Annotated in this window: 18 protein-coding genes; 10 read left to right on the top strand and 8 right to left on the bottom strand. The window is 73.5% G+C overall.

Features of this window, described 5'->3' with window-relative positions:
- Positions 1–133: 133 nt before the first annotated feature.
- From ACSP97_RS03675 to ACSP97_RS03655, 5 genes are read left to right on the top strand one after another with little or no spacing between them, the layout of a single operon-like run.
- On the top strand, positions 134–1558 hold the full coding sequence (locus ACSP97_RS03675; protein ID WP_440556294.1) for a M1 family metallopeptidase: 1425 nt from the start codon (positions 134–136) through the stop codon (positions 1556–1558).
- A 42-nt stretch (positions 1559–1600) separates the two neighbouring features.
- Positions 1601–2335 carry a L,D-transpeptidase family protein gene (locus ACSP97_RS03670; protein ID WP_355148722.1) on the top strand — a complete coding sequence of 245 codons (735 nt, stop codon included), beginning with the start codon at positions 1601–1603 and terminating at the stop codon, positions 2333–2335.
- Between the two features lie 20 nt (positions 2336–2355).
- Positions 2356–3054, top strand: a complete 699-nt coding sequence (locus tag ACSP97_RS03665; protein WP_388312623.1) for a response regulator transcription factor — start codon at positions 2356–2358, stop codon at positions 3052–3054.
- A complete protein-coding gene (locus ACSP97_RS03660) occupies positions 3051–4925 on the top strand; it encodes a sensor histidine kinase (protein WP_440556293.1) in 1875 nt (624 codons plus the stop codon). Before ACSP97_RS03665 ends, ACSP97_RS03660 begins: the two co-directional genes overlap by 4 nt.
- A 56-nt stretch (positions 4926–4981) precedes the next feature.
- Positions 4982–5431, top strand: coding sequence for a DUF6098 family protein (locus tag ACSP97_RS03655; RefSeq protein ID WP_355148716.1), 450 nt, complete (start codon positions 4982–4984; stop codon positions 5429–5431).
- A 12-nt stretch (positions 5432–5443) separates the two neighbouring features.
- Here ACSP97_RS03655 and ACSP97_RS03650 read toward each other — a convergent pair whose 3' ends face one another.
- Both ACSP97_RS03650 and ACSP97_RS03645 read right to left on the bottom strand, forming a co-directional pair.
- Entirely contained in the window at positions 5444–5695 is a 252-nt protein-coding gene (locus tag ACSP97_RS03650; protein ID WP_355148714.1) for a WhiB family transcriptional regulator, read from the bottom strand.
- 149 nt (positions 5696–5844) lie between these two features.
- Positions 5845–6726 carry a LysR family transcriptional regulator ArgP gene (locus ACSP97_RS03645; protein ID WP_355327146.1) on the bottom strand — a complete coding sequence of 294 codons (882 nt, stop codon included), beginning with the start codon at positions 6724–6726 and terminating at the stop codon, positions 5845–5847.
- A gap of 69 nt (positions 6727–6795) precedes the next feature.
- On the opposite strand from ACSP97_RS03645, the gene ACSP97_RS03640 reads away from it, so the two are divergent.
- Positions 6796–7416 carry a LysE/ArgO family amino acid transporter gene (locus ACSP97_RS03640; protein ID WP_355326792.1) on the top strand — a complete coding sequence of 207 codons (621 nt, stop codon included), beginning with the start codon at positions 6796–6798 and terminating at the stop codon, positions 7414–7416.
- A gap of 109 nt (positions 7417–7525) precedes the next feature.
- Entirely contained in the window at positions 7526–8824 is a 1299-nt protein-coding gene (locus ACSP97_RS03635; RefSeq protein ID WP_358272862.1) for an MFS transporter, read from the top strand.
- 57 nt (positions 8825–8881) lie between these two features.
- Here the strand turns inward: ACSP97_RS03635 and ACSP97_RS03630 are convergent, their stop codons facing one another.
- Positions 8882–9337 (bottom strand): cyclic nucleotide-binding domain-containing protein, encoded by a 456-nt coding sequence (locus ACSP97_RS03630; protein WP_355527318.1) that lies wholly within the window; start codon positions 9335–9337, stop codon positions 8882–8884.
- Between the two features lie 275 nt (positions 9338–9612).
- Positions 9613–9855 (bottom strand): hypothetical protein, encoded by a 243-nt coding sequence (locus ACSP97_RS03625; protein WP_358272864.1) that lies wholly within the window; start codon positions 9853–9855, stop codon positions 9613–9615.
- Positions 9856–9980: 125 nt separating this feature from the next.
- Here ACSP97_RS03625 and ACSP97_RS03620 point away from each other — a divergent pair, with 125 nt between their 5' ends.
- Both ACSP97_RS03620 and ACSP97_RS03615 read left to right on the top strand, forming a co-directional pair.
- The gene (locus ACSP97_RS03620; protein WP_440556292.1) at positions 9981–10415 is read left to right on the top strand and encodes an ATP-binding protein; all 435 of its coding nucleotides are present in this window, start codon (positions 9981–9983) and stop codon (positions 10413–10415) included.
- A gap of 428 nt (positions 10416–10843) precedes the next feature.
- On the top strand, positions 10844–11686 hold the full coding sequence (locus ACSP97_RS03615) for a SigB/SigF/SigG family RNA polymerase sigma factor (protein ID WP_355148702.1): 843 nt from the start codon (positions 10844–10846) through the stop codon (positions 11684–11686).
- Between the two features lie 16 nt (positions 11687–11702).
- Here ACSP97_RS03615 and ACSP97_RS03610 read toward each other — a convergent pair whose 3' ends face one another.
- From ACSP97_RS03610 to ACSP97_RS03600, 3 genes are all read right to left on the bottom strand, one after another.
- Complete coding sequence (locus tag ACSP97_RS03610; RefSeq protein ID WP_355527336.1) at positions 11703–13925, bottom strand: FUSC family protein; 2223 nt, start codon at positions 13923–13925, stop codon at positions 11703–11705.
- A 232-nt stretch (positions 13926–14157) separates the two neighbouring features.
- On the bottom strand, positions 14158–15534 hold the full coding sequence (locus tag ACSP97_RS03605; protein ID WP_355148700.1) for an NAD(P)/FAD-dependent oxidoreductase: 1377 nt from the start codon (positions 15532–15534) through the stop codon (positions 14158–14160).
- A gap of 185 nt (positions 15535–15719) precedes the next feature.
- The gene (locus ACSP97_RS03600) at positions 15720–16151 is read right to left on the bottom strand and encodes an ATP-binding protein (protein WP_355148698.1); all 432 of its coding nucleotides are present in this window, start codon (positions 16149–16151) and stop codon (positions 15720–15722) included.
- 314 nt (positions 16152–16465) lie between these two features.
- Between ACSP97_RS03600 and ACSP97_RS03595 the strand changes: the two genes are divergently transcribed.
- Complete coding sequence (locus tag ACSP97_RS03595) at positions 16466–16699, top strand: DUF6480 family protein (protein WP_070026691.1); 234 nt, start codon at positions 16466–16468, stop codon at positions 16697–16699.
- A 144-nt stretch (positions 16700–16843) separates the two neighbouring features.
- Here ACSP97_RS03595 and ACSP97_RS03590 read toward each other — a convergent pair whose 3' ends face one another.
- Positions 16844–17932: a glutamate--cysteine ligase 2 gene (locus ACSP97_RS03590; protein ID WP_358272868.1), complete on the bottom strand. Its 1089-nt coding sequence runs from the start codon at positions 17930–17932 to the stop codon at positions 16844–16846.
- Positions 17933–17975 lie beyond the last annotated feature (43 nt).

The raw sequence follows: 17975 nt of genomic DNA, 5'->3' as shown, positions 1-17975 counted from the left end.
GTGGCCAGAATGAGACGGAGCCCGGGCCGCCGGGAGGCCCAGGGTCTTTCGTTCGGATCGGGCCCGGCACGATCCGAACGAGAGGCCCTAGTCTGTGGGCCAGCCGAGCACCAGCCCTCGACAAGGAGCGCACGTGACGCCACCCCGCAGACAGCCCGCACGCCGCCGTGGCACGGCATTCGGCCGCCGGGCGGTCCTCGCCACCGTCCCCGTCGCCGTCGCCGCCCTCGTCGGCGCCGCCGCACCGGCCGGGACGGGCACCGCCGGGGCGGCCGGCGCGGGCGACCCGTACTTCCCGCTCAGCGGCAACGGCGGCTACCACGTGCGCCACTACGACCTGACGCTGCGCTACCGAAGCGGCGGCCGGCTGACCGGCACCGCGGTCCTCACCGCCCGCGCCACCCAGCCGCTCACCCGCTTCGACCTCGACCTGAAGGGGCTGACGGTCGACGGCGTCACCGTCGACCGCACCGCGGCCACCGCCGTCGAACGCTCCGGACAGGAACTCGTCGTCACCCCGCGCCACGCCCTGCGCGCGGGCCACGACTTCACGGTCACCGTCAGGTACCACGGCACCCCGAAGCCGGTCACCGACCCGGACGGCTCGGCGGACGGCTGGATCCCCACCGACGACGGCGCGTTCGTCGCCAACGAACCGCAGGGCGCCATGACCTGGTTCCCGGCGAACGCCCACCCCAAGGACAAGTCGTCGTACGACTTCACGATCACCGTGCCCAGGGGCCGCACCGCCGTCGCCAACGGCGTCCTGCTCGGGCAGCGCACCGCCGGGGGCGAGACCACCTTCCGCTGGCGCGAGACCCAGCCGATGGCCGCCTACCTGGCCACCGCCACCATCGGCACCTTCCAGGTCCACCGGTACACCACCCGCGACGGCATCCAGGTCTACGACGCCGTCGACCCCCGCGAGGCCGAGACCGCCGCCCCGGTGCTCGCCAAGCTGCCCTCCGTCCTGGAGTGGGAGAGCAAGCTGTTCGGGCCCTACCCGTTCACGTCCGCCGGGTCCATCGTCGACCACGCGGACGTCGGCTACGCCCTGGAGACCCAGACCCGCCCGCTCTACGACTCCGCGCCCGGCCTCCTCACCCTCGTGCACGAGAGCGCCCACCAGTGGTACGGCGACTCGGTGTCGCTGACCTCCTGGAAGGACATCTGGCTCAACGAGGGCTTCGCCACCTACGCGGAGTGGCTCTACTCGGAACAGCACGGCGGCGCCAGTGCCCAGAAGACCTTCGACGCCCTCTACGCCCGCCCGGCGGACGACGGACTGTGGGCCTACCCGCCCGGCGACCCGGGCAGCGGCGAGAACATCTTCGGCACCCCCGTCTACGACCGCGGCGCCATGGCCCTGCACGAGCTGCGCAAGACGGTCGGCGACCCGGCCTTCTTCCGCATCCTGCGCGCCTGGGCCACCGGGCACCGCGACGGGCACGGCACCACCGCGCAGTTCGTCCGGCTCGCGGAGAAGGAGTCGGGCAAGCGGCTGGATCCCCTCTTCCACACCTGGCTGTTCACGAAGGGCAAGCCGAACAGAGGCTGAATTCTTACCAATTCCACATAACCGTCGGCGAAGCTCGACAGCATGATCAACCGCAGAACCGCCGTCGGCCTCCTCGCCTCCCCGCTGCTGCTCACCGGATGCGGCGGCGGGGCCGGGGGGACCGGGCGCCGCACGCCGCCCACCCGGCCGGCACCCGCGACGGCCACCACCTCCCAGGCCGAACAGGCCCACCAGGGCATACCCGGGCTCGGACCCACCCGCTCGGCGGCGATACCGGAGCAGTGCAGCCAGGTCGTCGTCGCCACCGGGCGCGGCCGCAACTCCCCGCAGTGCACGGTCGTCCTGCACCAGCGCACCGCCGACGGCTGGCAGGCGGGCCCCAGTTGGCCCGCGCACAACGCCCTGCGCGGCTGGAGCGCCCACCACATGCTGAACGACCTGCGCTCCCCGCTCGGCGTCTACACCCTCTCGGACGCCGGGGGGCTGCTGCCCGACCCCGGCAGCAAGCTGCCGTACCACCAGTCCCTCCGGTTCCACTCGCCCGGCACCGGCTTCGAGGGCGAACCCCTGGACGGCTGCTTCGACTACGTCATCGCCATCGACTACAACCGCAAGCCCGGCACCTCCCCGCTGGACTGGACCCGCCCGCTGGGCGAGAACCGCGGCGGGGGCGTCTGGCTGCACGTCGACCACGGCGGCCCCACCCACGGCTGCGTCAGCGTCTCCAAGGGACACATGAAGGAACTGCTGCGCACCCTCGACCCGGCGCGGCACCCGATCGTCGCGATGGGGTACGCCGACTGGCTCGCCGCTTGAGCCGCTTAGGATCCGCACTTGTGTGCGCACATGTGCTGGTCGCCGAGGACGACGAGAAACAGGCCGAACTGATCCGCCGCTCCCTGCTGGCCGAGGGACACACCGCGACGGTGGTGCACGACGGCGCGGCCGCGCTCGACGCGGCCCGCCGCCTGCGGCCCGACCTGCTCGTCCTCGACCTGATGCTGCCGGTCCTCGACGGCTTCGACGTCTGCCGCCGACTGCGGCGGGACGACGGCGAGTCGGCGGTACCCGTGGTGATGCTCACGGCCCGCTCCGGCGAGGACGACCTGCTGCTCGGCCTCGACCTGGGCGCCGACGACTACCTCACCAAGCCGTACAGCCCGCGCGAACTGATGGCCCGCATCCGCACCGTGCTGCGGCGCAGCGGCAGCACGCGCGGCGACGACCCGGCCGTGCGGGCCGCCGGGCTCAGCGTCGACCCCGTGCGGCACGAGGTGCGCTGCGACGGTGCGTTGGTGGAGTGCACCCCGGCCGAGTTCCAGATCCTGCTGGCCATGGCGGCCGAGCCCGAGCGGGTGTTCACCCGGCACCAACTCCTCCAGTGCGCCCGCGGGTTCGACCGGGCCTCCACCGAACGGGCCATCGACGTGCACATCATGAACCTGCGCCGCAAGATCGAGGCCGATCCCCGGCGTCCCGTCCGGCTGCTCACCGTGTTCGGCGTCGGCTACAAGCTCAGCGGGGGCCGGATGTGAGATTCCGGACACGGCGGGGGAGCCGGCCCCCGGCGGCACGGCGCCGGATCCCGCTGCGCAAGCGGCTCCTCGTCCGTCTGCTGTCCGTCTCCGCGCTGATCGCCGTCTGCTCGGTGGCGGCCACCGCCTGGCTCGCGGTGACCACCACCACCAGCGCCCTGAAGGAGGAGCAGGGCCAGGACCTCGCCGTCGACAACAGCATCCTCGCCGAACTCAGCGGATACGCGGCCACGCACCCCGACTGGTCCGGCGTCCACCGCACCGTGCGCGATCTGGCCGACCGCACCGGCCGCCGGATCGCGCTCACCACCCCCGACCGCGCCCTGCTGGCCGACTCCGCGCCCCGCGGCACCCCGCTGCCGCCGCGGCCCGCCGCGGGCGTCGACCCGCTGCGCACCGACACCTACAGCGAGACCGGCGCCCAGCTCAGCGGCATCGACCCGCGCGCGGTCGGCCCGTACCTGCTGCCCGCGGGGGAACGCGCCGAACTGGCCGCGCTCGCCGACCGGGACCAGCGGTGCTACGCCCGCTACGGCATCCGGGTCACCGTGACCCGCACCCCCAGCGGACGCCCCGTGCTCGCCGACACCGACGGCGGCGACCCCGCCGGCCACGGCCTCACCGGCTGCGACGACGGACGGCTGAGCGCTCCCACGCCGACCGAGAGCAGGGCCCTGGACGCGCTGTCCGGCCTCGCCCGCCCCTGCCTGCGGCAGGCGGGCCTGGCGATCGGCGACCGGCCGCTGTTCCCCCGCTACGAGCCCGGCGCCAAGGACCACTTCGGCGGCGGCCCGCTGCTCGCCAAGCTCGCCGCCGCCCAGGGCGGCACCGTGCGGGCGGCCCAGGGCTGTGTGCTCACCGCCCGCCGCACCCAGCTGGAGCCCTATGTCGCCCCGGCCGCCGAGCTGTTCCTCGGCATCGGCGACCGCAACCCCTCCCGTTTCGACATGTCCCCGGCCAACAAGGCCAAGGTGGTCTCCGCCGCCGGGCTGGTCCTCGCGGTCACCGTCGCGGTGACCGCCGCCGTCGCGGTCCGGCTGGTCCGGCCGCTGCGCGCGCTGACCGAGGCCGCGCAGGCGCCGCCCGAGCGGCATGTGCGGGTGCCGGTGACCACCCGGGACGAGACCGGCATCCTCGCGGAGGCGTTCAACGCCCTCACCGAGCGCCGCGAACGCCTGGAGGCCCAGCGCAAGGCCATGGTCAGCGACATCGCGCACGAACTGCGCAGCCCGCTGACCAACATCCGCGGCTGGCTGGAGGTGATGCGCGACGGCGTGGTGGAGCCCGACCCGGGTCTGCTGGACTCGCTGCACGAGGAGGCGGTCGTCCTCCAGCGGATCATCGACGACCTCCAGGACCTCGCCGCCGCCGACGCGGGCACGCTGCGTCTGCGCCGCGAGCCGCTGCCGGTGCCGGAGCTGCTGGCCCAGGTCGCCGCCGCGCACCGGGTGGCCGCGGACGCCGCCCGGGTCACGCTGGTGACCGAGGCCGACCCCGCCGTCTGGCTGGACGCCGACCCGGTGCGGATGCGGCAGGTGCTCGGCAACCTCGTCTCCAACGCGCTGCGGCACACCCCGGCCGACGGCACGGTCACGCTGACCGCCCGCCGCGACGGCGCGGACGCGGTGCTCACCGTCGCCGACACCGGCTCCGGGATCGCCCCCGAGGATCTGCCGCGGGTCTTCGAACGGTTCTGGCGCGCGGAGAAGTCCCGCAGCCGCCGCACCGGGGGCAGCGGGCTCGGGCTGTCCATCGTCCGCCAGCTGGTCGCCGCGCACGGCGGCACCGCGCGGGCGGCGAGCGAGCCCGGTACGGGTTCGGTGTTCACCCTGCGGCTGCCGGCCGGGGAAGCGCCGGGCGAGGAGCCGTGAGCGGGGCCACGTGGAGCGCCCGGTTCCCCACGATTCCCGGGGGTACCCCGGACCTCATGAGCGCATCGGACGATCTGCCCACCGTGTCCACGCTCGCCGAGGCGGCCGAGCTGGTGGCCCGGCACCGCGGCCTGTACGTGCGTTGGTCCAAGGGGCCCGGCGTCGACCTCCGGTCCGCCTCCAGCATCGACGAGCTGACCGGCGTCCCGATGCCCGGGCTGTCCGCCAACTCCCTTGACGTGGAGGGGTGGTGGGGCGACCGCTCGCTCCAGCTGTGGACGGCCCGCCGCCTGTACGACTACGCGCATCTGCCCCACGACAAGGGGCCCGGCGTGCGCCCGTGGGTCCTCACGGGCCGGGAGATCGCCCGGGGCCCCGACAACGAGCCCTTGGTGACCGAGGTCGAGCCGCTGTGCTGGATCGCCGACGAGGTGATCGAGGCGGCCCGCGCGGAGGTGAGCCGGCAGGAGCGGGAGTGGGGCACCCTGCGCCGCGGCGGCGGCTGAACCGGCACCCGGTCAGCCCGAGCGCGGGTGGGAGCGGGCCCGGCGGCGCAGCGCCCGGCGCTCCACCTCGGTGGTACCGCCCCAGACGCCGATGCCCTGGCCGGTGTCCAGCGCCCAGTCGAGGCACTGCTGCCGGACCGGGCAGCGCCCGCACACCTCCTTGGCCCGCTCGGCCTGCACCTGGGCGGGCCCGGTGGTGCCTATGGGGAAGAAGAGATCGGGGTCCTCATGACGGCACGCGGCATGATCGCGCCAGTTCTCCATGGAAGTCTCCTGGATCGGATCGGGAACTGTCCGTGTCCTGTCGAAGGCGTTCCGGATGCGGGTGACCGGTCGTCGCGGAGTGAAACGGCGGCGGCCGCATCGGGCCGTGGATCCTCGCCCGACCGATGTTTTTCGGCCACTTCTGGCTCTCAGCGTCGCAGGGCCTCGGCGGCCGTGGCCGTCACCGCGTCGGCCAGTGCCGCCAGCGCGGGGGAGTCGAGCTTCCACTGCTGCCAGTACAGGGTGACGTCCATCCACTCGCCGGGGGCGAGCAGGGTCAGCCGGCCCTCGTCCAGCAGGGGGTACGCCTGGACCTCGGGCACCATGCCCCAGCCGAGGCCCGCGGCGACCGCGTCGAGGAAGCCCTCCGAGGTGGGCACGTGGTGCCGGAGCGGACCGGCCGAGGCACCGCCCAGCCGGCGGACATAGGCGTCCTGGAAGTCGTCCTTGCGGTCGAAGACCACCACGGGCGCCGTGGTCAGGCCGTCCACCAGGGGCCGGCCGGCGAGCCGGGTGCGGGCGAACTCCGGTTCGGCGACCGGGAGATAGCGCATCCGGCCGAGCGGGCGCGCCGTGCAGCCGGGCACCGGATCGGGCGACGAGGTCACCGCGGCCATCACCAGCCCCTCGCGCAGCAGCACCGCCGTGTGCCCCTCGTCCTCGCGGTGCAGCTCGAAGCAGAGCCCCGGTGCGCGGCTCAGCGCGGGCAGGAACCAGGTCGCCAGCGAGTCCGCGTTCACCGCGACCGACACCCGGGTGGGCTCCCCGGCGCCGCTGAGCCCCAGCTCGCCCCACGCGTCGCGTTCGAGCCGGGCGAGCTGGCGGGCGTAGCGCACCAGCACCGCGCCGGACTCCGTGGGCCGCACCGGCTTGGTCCGTTGCAGCAGCACCCGCCCGGTGCGCTGTTCGAGGGCCTTGACCCGCTGGCTGACCGCCGACGGCGTCACGTGCAGGGCCGCAGCCGCCGCGTCGAAGGTGCCCTCGTCGACCACCGCGAGCAGCGTCCGTACCTGGTCCAGAGGAAGGTCCATCACGAGCGCTAAGGATACGTAAGAATCTTTAGCTGTACTTGAGCCCCTGGCGTCCTTAGTTTCGAGCGCATGAATGACACCACCCTGACCGCCGCGGTCGCCGGGTTCGGCACCGGCATGTCCCTGATCGTCGCCATCGGCGCCCAGAACGCCTTCGTCCTGCGGCAGGGGGTGCGCCGGGACGCCGTCCTCGCCGTGGTCGGGATCTGCGCCCTGTCCGACGCGGTGCTCATATCCCTCGGCGTCGGCGGTGTCGGGGCCCTGGTGGTGGCCTGGCCGGGCGCGGTCCGCGCGGTGGGGATCGTCGGCGGCGTCTTCCTGCTCTGCTACGGGCTGCTCGCCGCGCGCCGGGTGGTGCGCCCGGCCGCCACCGGCCTGACCGCGGCGGGCGAGGCGGCCGGTTCCCGGCGCCGGGCGGTGCTCACCTGTCTGGCGATGACCTGGCTCAATCCCCACGTCTATCTGGACACCGTGTTCCTGCTGGGGTCCCTCGCCGCCGACCGGGGCCCGCTGCGCTGGACCTTCGGGCTCGGCGCCGCGCTCGCCAGCCTGTGCTGGTTCACCGCGCTCGGCTTCGGCGCCCGGCTGCTCGGCCGGTATCTGGCCCGGCCCGGCGCCTGGCGGATCCTGGACGGCCTGGTCGCCGCCACCATGCTGGTGCTGGGCGGCTCCCTGCTCCTCGGGGGCTGAGCGCGGGGCGTCCCGCCGCCCACCGAAGGCCGAGACGGGTCTCCCGGTCGGACGGATGCGATAGTTAGGCTCTCGAACTGAAAAGATGTAACGAGCAACCAGGACATCCGTGAACACGAGCGAGAGCACGACCGAGACCGGCGACGACGCCCCGACGGCCGACAACCCACCCCGCCGGGGCTGGCGGCGCTGGGCGATGGACACCCGCCCGCTGCGCATCCCCGCCTACCGGCGTCTGTGGTCCTCGACCATCGTCACCTCCGTGGGCAGTCAGCTCACCGCGGTCGCCGTACCCAAGCAGATCTACGACATCACCCACTCCTCGGCCTGGGTCGGCTACGCCAGCCTCGCCGGTCTGGTGCCCATGGTGGTGTTCGCGCTGTGGGGCGGGGCGGTCGCCGACACCGTGGACCGCCGCAAGCTGCTGCTGGTGACCAACATCGGCATCGCGGTGACCTCCCTGCTGTTCTGGGCGCAGGCCGCCGGCGGACTGGACTCGGTCGTCGTCCTCATGGTGCTGCTCGCGCTCCAGCAGGCCTTCTTCGGCCTCAACTCCCCGGCCCGCAACGCCTCCATCGCCCGGCTGGTCCCGGCCCGGGAACTGCCCGCGGCCAACGCGCTCAGCTCCACCGTGATGCAGACCGGACTGGTGGCCGGTCCGCTGCTCGCCGGGGTGCTCATCCCGGTGATCGGGCTGCCCGAGCTGTACCTGATCGACGCCCTCGCGCTGTGCGTCACCGTGTGGGCCGTCTTCCGGCTGCCCGCGCTGCCCCCGCTCGGCGACGGCCCCGCCCGCCGTGCCGGGGTGCGCGAGATAGCCGACGGGTTCCGCTACATATCCGGGCACAAGGTGCTGCTGCTGTCCTTCCTCGCCGACATCGTCGCCATGGTGTTCGGCATGCCCCGCGCCCTGTTCCCGCAGCTGGCCGCGCAGACCTACGACGGGTGGGGCGAGGGGCTCGCGCTCGGCGTGCTGTTCGCCGGCATCCCGGTCGGCGCGGTGCTCGGCGGGCTGTTCTCGGGCGTCTTCTCCCGGGCCCGCCGGCACGGCTGGATGGTCATCGGCGCGGTCGTCGGCTGGGGCGTGGCCATCGCCGGGTTCGGGCTCAGCGGCAATCTGTGGGTCGCGCTGGCCTTCCTCGCCGCGGCCGGTGTCGCGGACATGATCTCGATGGTGTTCCGGGGCGCGATCCTGCTGTCCGCCGCGACCGACGAGATGCGCGGCCGGATGCAGGGCGTGTTCACCGTCGTGGTGGCGGGCGGCCCGCGGCTGGCCGACGTGCTGCACGGCACCGCCGGCTCCCTGCTCGGCCCGCGCGCGGCCGTCGCGGGCGGCGGCGCCCTGGTCGTCGTGCTGATGCTGGCCCTGGCCGCGGCCGTTCCGGCGCTGCGCCGCTACCGGATCTGAGGACCGGGGCCTTCCTTCCGGGCCGGGTCCGCTCGGCGAGACCCGGCCCGGAAGGCCCTACAGCGGGCTGCGGCGGCTCACCGCGTACTGCTCCATCAGCTTGCCGCGGGTGATCTCCAGCCGGTGGGCGAGGATCTCGGCCACCGAGCGCACCAGCGACAGCCCGAGCAGCGGGTCCTCCACGCACAGCGCGAGCACCGAGGGCCCGTCGAACTCGTAGGCGCGCACATTGCTGAAGGCCACCGAGCCGAAGTCCCACCGGTACGGCGGGAAGAGCCAGGACCAGCCGAGCAGGTCGCCCGCGCCGAGCGTGCCCACGGTCACCCGCTTCCGCGCGGTGACCTCCTGCTCCAGATGGACCGCGCCCGAACGGATCACCCAGAACCGGTCGGCCGTGCCGCCCGCCTCGAAGATACGGGTGTCCTCCGGGAAGGACACCTCCTTGGCCAGCTCCATCAGACGTTCACGCTGCGCCTGGGGCAGGGCGGTCAGCAGTTTTATCGCTTTGGTCATGGCGCGGGCTCCTCGCCGGCGGCGGTTCGGGTGCTGCGGGGCTCTGTACGGGCCGGGTGCGTTCGTCACACCCATTTCAGCCGCTGGCGCCGCCCAGGGCACCTCGAAGGACGCGGTTTTCTTCCCGGCTGTCGGCGCGCGGGCAGAAAAAAGCCCTGGCTGGACGGGGGAGGCCAGCCAGGGCAGTTCAGGGTGAGGCGGAGGTTCGGTGAGCCGCTCCGCATCACTTATGGATGAACGATAAACCACTCGGGGGCGATTCACACAACCGGACCCTAGGTGAGCCGTCTCACGCCCTCCGCCGTCAGCGGGGGCCCGCCCGGCCGGACGATCTCGTCCAGCACCCGCAGCACCGCCTCGTACGCCCGTGCCCGCGCCGCAGCGTCCCGCGCGCCGTTCGGATCGCCGGCCGTCAGGGCCTGGGCGCGGTCCGCCCAGAGCCGTGCCCCTTCGGCCGCGCGGTCCCTGCCCCGCTGGATGCGCCGCAGCAACTCGTCCGCGTCCACCACGTCGGTCATGGGGCACGGGTACCCCGTCCGGGCGTGGTGATGACACCGGCACCCAGCGTGTTTGAGGGGGCCGTCAAGGGTGAGCCGGACAGGGAGAGAGCGTGTATTCCCGGCAGTGCCCAGGGAGGGAAGGGATGCCAGAGATACACCGGACCGGCCGCTTTGCCCCGACGGACGAACCCGCGCGCCGGCCACCGTGCCGCCCGGCCGACGCCCGCAGAACCGTTCAGCGCGTGGTCACCGAGCGGTGCCGGGCGCGGCATCTGCCGCTTCGACCGCAGGTCATGGACGACGCACTCCTGGTCACTTCCGAACTCGCCACCAACGCCATCGTGCACGGCGGCGGCATCACCGGTTTCGACGTGGACGTGGACTCCGGCGGCGTCCGGGTCTCGGTCAGCGACCGCAGCGACGAACTCCCGGTCGCCACCGCCCCCGCCGACGACCACACCCTCACCCGCCGCCACGGCCGGGGCTGGCCCATCGTCTGCGACCTCGCCCGGGACGTCCGTGTCTGCGAGCTGCCATGCGGAGGCAAGCGGATCACGGCGGTGGTACCGCTGGGCTGAGCGCCCCGGGCACCGCCCCGAGGCCCCGCCCGGCCCCGGGGGCCCCGCTCGCCGCGCCCTGCGGACGCCCCCATGTCCCGTATCCACGTTCGCTTCCGTGAAGCGTGCGCCGACGACCGGCGCTCCGTGCCGCGCATCGTTCCCGCCCCTGGATCACCCCCGTTCCCCCACGCCACACCCCTGCCACCGCACGCCTCTCACCAGCGCCCCGCGATTCCTTCCGGCGCGGGTGTTTGCCCCCGGGGCCGGGGGGCAGACGGAATCTCGTGCTTCGGACCGGAGGCGCGCGCCCGGCGGGAACGTCAGGACCGGGCCCCCTCTCGGTGGGCCCTGGGCGTTCCCGCGGCGAACCCTGACAGCACCGTTCGGGCCAGAACCGGAATCACGTTCCGGCAGCGCCCAGACACCACGTTCAGGAGCGAATCCGCATGCTGACCGATATGTCGACAAGCCGTCCCGGCACGCCCGCCACCACCGCCGCGACCGCACGACGGAGCCACGACGACGCTCCCGACACCGTGGAGCTGTTCACCCGGCTTGCGGCCCTGGACGACGGTCCCGAGCGGGACGCCGTACGCGATGAACTGGTCGCCGCCTGGCTGCCCATGGCGCACCGCATCGCCGGCCGGTTCCGCGACCGCGGCGAGTCCGTGGAGGACCTGCGCCAAGTGGCGGCGCTGGGCCTGGTGAAGGCCGTCGACCGGTACGACCCCTCGCGCGGCGCGTTCGAGAGTTACGCCGTGCCGACCATCACCGGCGAGGTCAAGCGCCACTTCCGCGACCGGATGTGGGCCCTGCGGGTCCCGCGCCGGGTGCAGGAACTGCGCAACCGCGTACGCGTGGCCCGCCGGGAACTCACCCAGAACCCCGGCAGCCCGGAACCCACCGTCGCCGACATCGCCGCCCACACCGGGCTCAGCGAGGAGGACGTCGCCGCCGGCCTGGAGGCGCTGGAGAGCTTCAGCACCCTCTCCCTGGACGCCGAGATGTCCAGCGGCGACGACGGCTACAGTCTCGCCGACACCCTCGGCGCCGCCGACGGCTCGTACGACGTGGTGATCGACCGCGAGGCCGCGAAGGAGGGGCTGCGCCGGCTGCCGGAGCGTGAGCGGGCCATCCTCTACATGCGCTTCTTCGAGGACATGACGCAGAGCCGGATCGCGGACCGGCTCGGCATCTCCCAGATGCACGTCTCCCGGCTGATCAGCCGCAGCTGCGCCCGGGTCCGCGACGAGGCGCTGGGCGGCCGCCGCACGGGCGGCACCGCCTGAAGGGCGCTCGGAGGCGTCACCGCTTGGCGGGCGACGCCTCCGAGCGCAGGCCCAGCGGGCGGGCGAGACCGGACACCGCCTCGTCCATCCGCTGAAGATGGCGCAGCACCCGGTCGGTCACCCGGCCGTAGCGAGGGGTGCGCAGGGTTCCCGGCTCCAGCATCGACGCGATGCTGGGGCCGGTTTCGATCTCGCCGTCCGACCGCGGGTCCGCCACATGCGCGGCGATCGTCTCGATGTTGTGCACGATCCGCGCGCCGGCCCCGCGCAGCCGGGGGTCCGCGGCTATCGCCGGGTGCGTCGGCAGCAGTTCGGCCGTCGCCGCGAGCGAACGCCCGTGGTACGCGCAGGTCTCCAGCAGCGCCACCACATAGCGGGCGGTGTTGCGGCGGGTGCGCATCGGGGTGATCGGGTGCGTCAGCGGCTGGGTGGCCGAGCGCAGGTCCGCCAGCGCCTGGTCCAGCTCGCGCGCCTGCTCCACCAGATCGCCGCCGCTCCCGCCGCTGAGCTGGTCGACGGCGGCCCGGGTCACCTCGGCCAGCCGGTCCAGCACCTCGACGAGCAGTTCGTTGGTACGGCGGTCGGTGTGGATGGGCAGCACCACCGCGGCCGCGATCACCCCGCAGGCCGCGCCCAGCGCCGTCTCCTCGATCCGCAGCACCAGGACGGCCGCGCTGTAGGTGTTCAGCAGCGTGTACAGCAGGCCCAGCGCGGCGGTGACGAAGAACGACATCAGCGTGTACGACAGCGGCGCCGTGTAGAACATGGCGAACACGAACAGCAGCACCAGCGCGAACGCGGTCCAGGTGTGGTGTCCGACCAGCCCGGCGAGCCCGATACCGGCGACCACGCCGAGCACCGTGCCGACCAGCCGCCGGTAGCCCTTGACCAGGATCTCCCCGGTGGATGCGGTGTTGATGAACACGATCCAGCAGGTCAGCACCGCCCAGTACCAGCGCTGGCTGGAGAGCAGTTCGCCGCCGAGGATGGCCAGCGAGGAGCCGACGGCGATCTGCACCGCGGCCCGGGTGGTGGGCCGGCGCAGCCCGCCCGGCTCGGCGGCCTCGGGCTCCGTCTCCTCGCTGACCTCGATCGCGGCGTCCTCCGCGTCCAGCTCCTCGCGGGAGCGGGCGGTGGCGGGGGAGTCGTCGGACTCGTCCTGCGGCCCGTCGAGGGCGATCCGCAGCCCCAGCGCGGCGCGGGCCGTCTCGCCGAGCCCGCGGAAGACGTCCTGCACGGCGGGCGAGGCCTGCGGCAGGTTCTCCTCCTCGCGGTAGCCGAGCAGCCGGTTGCGCACGTGCGCCAGGGCGGTTCCGGCGGCCTCGTGGGCCGGCCGCAGCGCCAGCAGCCGCAGCGCCCTGAGGTCCCGGCGCAGCGCGGCCGTCGCCTCGTCCCGCACCGGCAGTTCGCCACCGGAGGGCAGCGGGGCGCCCGGCAGGTGCAGGGTGAGGGTGTCGGTGCGCTCGGCGCTGCGCGCGGTGAGCAGCAGCAGTCCGAGCCGCTCGGCGGCGATCTCGGCGTCCGCGACGCGGCGTTGCAGCAGCCGGGCCACCGACTTCTCGGAGGTGCCGTCCTCCAGCCGGCCCTGGATCAGCAGCGCCGTCTCGTGCAGCCGCGCGGTGCCGTTGCGCAGCTCCTCCAGGACCTTCTCCACCTCCTCCGGCCCCGCGTCCAGCAGCTCGATCTGGATGTCGATCAGCTGGGCGAGGCGGGCCCGGAAGGCCTGCCGGAGCCGCTCCAGGGTGCCCGCCGGGGTCTGCGGCAGCAGCACGAACCGGACCAGGGCACCGCACACGAACGCGGTCAGCACGACGCCGTAGAGCTTCGGCAGCAGTGCCGGTGTGGCGTGCACGAACAGGGAGAGGAAGTAGGTCTGGAAGCCGATCAGACCGAGCGCGGTGCCGCGGTCGCCGAACCGGCGGCCGTAGACGGCGCAGGCGATGAGCACGACGAAGAACAGGTCACCCGCGATCACGTACCGGCTCAGCAGGGTGCCGAGGGTGACGGAGACGAGGGCCACCGGGAGCCCGAGGGCGAGGGTGACGGCTTGTGGGCCGCGCTGCTTCTCCCGGATCGCGAAGGTGGCCACCATCGCCGCGATGGCCCCGGCGACCAGCAACGGCACCGGGGCGCGCAGGGCGGCGAGCACCGCGAGGGTGAGGGCGATCGAGGCGACCGTGCGCAACCCCGCGGTGAGCCGGAGCAGTCCGGGATCCCATGCCGCGAGCCGGTCCCACATCCGTACCCGCCCCGACCGTCCCACTGCCCTCACGCCGCCGCGCTCTCCCGTGTCCGTGAACCCGTGCCAGAAATCGATCTACGCCCCAGCATCGCACGAGTGACCGGATCGGCTGCTTTCGGCCGGCGTGCGGCCACCAGGTGCGCTCCTTCGATGCGACGTTCCCCGGGCACCGGAGAAGACCGCCGACCGGTGGCGAACTGGTCGGCGGCCCGTGGTGACCTGTGTCGCCTCACTGGCTGCCGACGGCGCCGCCCTCCACCCGGGCCCGCACCTGTTCCGGCGTCAGGTAGGAGTCGGTGAACTCGAAGTCCTTCAGCCGGGCGGGCTTGCGGGCCTGGAAACCGGTGCGGACGAAATCGTCGCCCGCCGCCGCGTTGAGCAGCCAGTTGGTCATTACCCGGGCCTTGGCGACACCCGTGCGCAGCGCCGACCAGTGGTAGCCGCGGGCCACCAGCTGCGCGGGCACCCCGCGCAGCTCGACGCCGAGCGGCTTGGACACCGCGTCCTTGCCACCGAGGTCCACGACCAGGCCGAGGTCCTTGTGGACGTAGGGCTGCAGCGGCTCCCCGCGCAGCGTCGCGATGACGTTCTCGGCGACCCGCTTGCCCTGGCGCGAGGCGTGCTGCGCGGTCGGCGGGCAGATCGCCCCCTCCTGGCCCTTGGCGAGGTCGGGCACCGCGGCCGAGTCGCCGAGCGCGAACACCCCGTCCTGGCCCGGCACGGTCAGCTCGGGGTCCACGAGCAGCCGGCCGCGGACCGTCTCCGCGCCCAGCGTGGCGATCAGCGGACTGGCGACCACGCCGGCGGTCCAGATCAGGGTGTGCGTGGGCACCACCCGTCCGTCGGTGAAGGTGACCTCGTCCGCCCCGGCCTTGTCGAGCGAGACCCCGAGGGAGACGTCGATGCCGCGGCGCCGCAGGATCTCCTGCGCGCTGCGGCCGAGCTTCTCGCCCAGCTCCGGCATCAGCCGGGGCGCGATGTCGATCAGGTGCCACCTGATCAGACTCGGGTCGAGCCGCGGATAGCGCCGTACGGCGGCGTGCGTCAGCCGTTGCAGACACGCCGCGGTCTCGGTGCCGGCGTACCCGCCGCCGACCACCACGAACTGGAGCCGCGCGGCCCGCTCGGCGGGGTCGTCGCTGGCGTCGGCCAGGTCCAGCTGGGAGATGACGTGGTCGCGGACGTAGGCCGCCTCGGCGAGCGTCTTCATGCCGAAGGCGTGCTCGGTCAGCCCCGGGATGTCGAAGGTGCGGGTCACACTGCCGGGGGCGAGCACGATGTAGTCGTACGGCTCGTTGACGATCTTGTCGGTGATGGTCCGGACCACACAGACCTTGGCCTTCAGGTCCACGCCGATCGCGCCGCCCGGCAGGATCCGGGTGCGGTACCGCCTGCTGCGGCGCAGCGAGAGCGCGATCGACTGCGGTGTGAGCACACCGGAGGCGACCTGGGGCAGCAGTGGCAGATAGAGCTGGTAGGAGACGGGCGTCACCAGGGTGACGTCGGCCTCGTCGGGGGCGAGTTTCCGCTCCAGGCGGCGGACGCACTCGACTCCGGCGAAGCCGGCGCCCACCACCAGGATCCTGGGTCGTGTCACGGTGTCCATCCCTTTCTGCGTGCTCCGGGCGGCGGTCCGACTCGTCGCCGTTCGCATGCCCTGGATCGATGCGCACCGACTCCGATCCCACCGCGCCCCGGGCCGTTGTGCCAGCCGGGTGCGGCAGGCAGACGAATGCGGGCCCCCGCACGCGGTGGAGTAACCGGCTGACGCGTGGTTACACGTCGGCCCGCTCACCAGGGCAGGAAGACGTGGATGTCCTTGCCCTCGTCGTGCACCACCACACTGACCTGGGTGCACAGCGTGTGCACCAGATGCCAGCCGATACCGCCGCCGCCCGTGCGCGGATGGAAGGGCCGCGGCTCCGGCCGGGCGGTGCTGCTGTCGCGCATCGTCACGTGCACGCCGTCGAAGGTGCGCCGCATCCGCAGGTCGAACGGTCCGGGCGCGTACTGGATCACGTTGGCGGCGAGTTCGGTCACCACCAGCAGGATGTCGTCCCAGTACTCGTCCTCGCCCGGCGGTGCGGCGCGGGCCAGCGCGCCCAGGAAGTCCTCCGCGGCGAGCCGCGCCTCGGTGACGTTGCGCAGTTCGCCCGCGAAGGAGAACGTGCGCTCGTACGTCTCCTCGGAGGGCGGGGTCTCGTCCCAACGCGGCTCGGTCACGGTCTCGCATTCCCCTGGCCTCGGCCGTACGGAGCCCCTGTGCTGCCCCGTGCGGCCAGGACGGTCGTCGTCGCTGATCTTTCGCTGCGGTGCGGGTTCCCACAGCCGGGCCGGATATCCGTCCGTGTGGCCGTCTGCGGGTTGCGGCTCCGCGGACGGCGCGGGCGGCCCGTGCGGGCCCGGACGGTTTCCGCAGGACACGGTAGACCCTGCGGCCCCCGGTGCGGCACACCGCCTCCGGGCCGCGGCGGGGGTCCGTGCGGTATCGGCCGGTGAGGCGGGCGCGTGCGGGGGACTCGGCAGACATGAGTGACATGAGCCATGTGAACCCCGACCCGGAACCCGAGCGCACCACCGGCCTGGAGCCGGGCGGCTCGGTGCCACCCGGCGAGACCCCGCCCGCCGAGAGCAGCATGCCCCAGGCCGCGACGCGGGAGCCGCACGCGAACCAGCGCGGCTGGGCCAAGGCGCCGCTGGCGCTGATCCTGGCCGTCGTCGTGCTGATCGCCGCGTTCTTCCTGGTCTACGCCCTCGTCCTGATCCGCTGACCAGCACGCCCCGCACCGCGCGTGTCCAGCCACGGGGTGGGCACGCGGGACGGGGCCGGCGGCCCGAGGCGAACCGGCGAGGGCCGTGTCACGGGCGGCGCGGGGCCGGACGGCAGGTACGGTCCTGTCGGCCGACGGGGCTGGTCAGCCCTGGGTGTGGCGGACGCACTCCGTGACGACGTCGCGCAGGCTGCCCGACTGTTCCAGCAGGCGGCGCTGCTCGCGGGCGCCGGTGCCGCGCCGCAGCAGTTCCTCGACGCCCTTCTCGGCGCGGGCGCCGTCGCCGCTGTCGTCGAGGGCGTCCCCGATGTGGTCGAGCAGCGAGCGCAGCACCTGCCCGGCGGGCCGGGGCCGCATGGTGTGGGGGTCCAGCAGATCGCCGTCGAGTCCCGAGCGGGCGGCCTGCCAGGACGCCAGCCGCAGCAGGCTCACACTGTGGTCGGGGGCCGGCCGGTCCGCGCGCCAGTCCCGGGCGGCCGTCTCCACCAGGCCCCGGGCGAGGGTGGCGACCAGCAGGGCGTCCTCCGCGTACAGGCACACGTCCGCGACCCGCAGCTCCACCGTCGGATAGCTGGCCGACAGCCGTGCGTCGAAGTACGCCATCGCCTCGTCCAGGATGACCCCGGTGGCCACCATGTCCGCCACCCGCCGGTGATACCGCTCGGGCGAACCGAACAGCTCGGTGGGCCCGGCGGACGGCCAGCGCGACCACACCCGGCTGCGGTAGCTGCGGTAGTTGGTGTCATGCCCTTGCCAGAAAGGGGAGTTGCCGCTGATCGCGGTGAGCGCCGGCAGCCAGGGCCGCAGCCGGTCCAGGACCGCCACGCCCTCCTCGTCGGACTCCACCGACACATGCACATGGCAGCCGCAGACCAGTTGGTCACGGGTGCCGACGCCGTACCGGTCGGCCAGCCACAGATACCGGTCGTTCACCGTGAGCGAGGGGCTGACCGGCAGCGGCGAGGTGGCGAGCGCGGCGACCGCGGAGCCGATCTGCCCGGCGTGCCGGGCCGCCTCCTTGCGGCAGCGCACGATCTCCTCGCCGAGGTCCGTCATCTCGGCCTGCGGATGGGTGGCGAACTCCAGCATCTGTCCGAACAGTTCCGGCTCGAACACGTCCTGTCCGGGATCGTCGTGCGCGGCCCGCGCCAGCACGGCAGCCGCCAGCGCCTTCGGGTCGCCGCTGTCCGGATCGACCAGGAGGAGTTCCTCCTCCACTCCCACCGTGCGCACTCGGTGCCGCCTTCCTCCCCGTCACCGGGGACAGCCAGGGGTC

The sequence above is a fragment of the Streptomyces sp. SCPE 10 genome, assembly GCF_051980735.1.
Lineage (GTDB): Bacteria > Actinomycetota > Actinomycetes > Streptomycetales > Streptomycetaceae > Streptomyces > Streptomyces misionensis.
The sequence above is the reverse complement of the archived record's forward strand: the minus strand, read 5'-3'. Positions and strand labels throughout refer to the sequence as shown.

Coding starts and splice junctions, on each gene's coding strand:
- ACSP97_RS03670 (WP_355148722.1), top strand. CDS start 1,601: ATGATCAACCGCAGAACCGCCGTCGGCCTCCTCGCCTCCCCGCTGCTG.
- ACSP97_RS03655 (WP_355148716.1), top strand. CDS start 4,982: ATGAGCGCATCGGACGATCTGCCCACCGTGTCCACGCTCGCCGAGGCG.
- ACSP97_RS03650 (WP_355148714.1), bottom strand. CDS start 5,695: ATGGAGAACTGGCGCGATCATGCCGCGTGCCGTCATGAGGACCCCGAT.
- ACSP97_RS03645 (WP_355327146.1), bottom strand. CDS start 6,726: ATGGACCTTCCTCTGGACCAGGTACGGACGCTGCTCGCGGTGGTCGAC.
- ACSP97_RS03640 (WP_355326792.1), top strand. CDS start 6,796: ATGAATGACACCACCCTGACCGCCGCGGTCGCCGGGTTCGGCACCGGC.
- ACSP97_RS03630 (WP_355527318.1), bottom strand. CDS start 9,337: ATGACCAAAGCGATAAAACTGCTGACCGCCCTGCCCCAGGCGCAGCGT.
- ACSP97_RS03625 (WP_358272864.1), bottom strand. CDS start 9,855: ATGACCGACGTGGTGGACGCGGACGAGTTGCTGCGGCGCATCCAGCGG.
- ACSP97_RS03620 (WP_440556292.1), top strand. CDS start 9,981: ATGCCAGAGATACACCGGACCGGCCGCTTTGCCCCGACGGACGAACCC.
- ACSP97_RS03615 (WP_355148702.1), top strand. CDS start 10,844: ATGCTGACCGATATGTCGACAAGCCGTCCCGGCACGCCCGCCACCACC.
- ACSP97_RS03610 (WP_355527336.1), bottom strand. CDS start 13,925: ATGTGGGACCGGCTCGCGGCATGGGATCCCGGACTGCTCCGGCTCACC.
- ACSP97_RS03605 (WP_355148700.1), bottom strand. CDS start 15,534: ATGGACACCGTGACACGACCCAGGATCCTGGTGGTGGGCGCCGGCTTC.
- ACSP97_RS03595 (WP_070026691.1), top strand. CDS start 16,466: ATGAGCCATGTGAACCCCGACCCGGAACCCGAGCGCACCACCGGCCTG.